Genomic DNA, 625 nt, shown 5'->3' on the forward strand with positions numbered 1-625 from the left:
TGCTGGAAACCTTTGTTCTCGTGTTTGCAGCGACAACGATTTCCGTATTAATTGGCGTGCCACTGGGGATCATGGCAGCGCATCGTCCTTGGTTGTACACGTTACTCCGACCTATTTTGGATTTGATGCAAACCGTACCGACATTTGTGTACTTGATCCCGACATTGGTTCTGTTTGGTTTAGGCATTGTACCGGGACTGATTTCAACCATCATTTTTGCCATTGCAGCACCAATTCGATTGACGTATTTGGGCATCATCAAAGTGCCAGAAGAGCTGCTGGAAGCGGGTAAAGCATTTGGCGCAAGCCGTATGAAATTGCTGTTTAAAGTGGAGTTACCTGCGGCACTACCTAGCATCATGGCGGGGGTTACCCAATGTATTATGCTATCTCTTTCGATGGTGGTTATTGCCGCACTGGTTGGTGCAGATGGTTTAGGTAAGCCGGTTGTACGTGCACTGAATACTGTAAATATCTCGCAAGGTTTTGAAGCTGGTTTAGCGATTGTTCTTGTTGCCATCATTCTTGATCGCTTATGCAAAGCGCCAAACCAGAAGGAGGCTTAATCATGGACGCAATTACTATTGAAAATCGTGATGTAGTGTTTGGTCAGCAGCAATCACAA

At 45.8% G+C, this 625-nt stretch carries 1 protein-coding gene; it reads left to right on the forward strand.

Features of this window, described 5'->3' with window-relative positions; all coding sequences use genetic code 11:
• The coding region (locus tag R7P74_RS27315; RefSeq protein ID WP_318123807.1) for an ABC transporter permease subunit at nucleotides 1–566 on the forward strand (566 nt) is incomplete at its 5' end.
• Between the last annotated feature and the right edge of the window lie 59 nt (nucleotides 567–625).

The sequence above is a fragment of the Vibrio sp. 2033 genome, assembly GCF_033339735.1.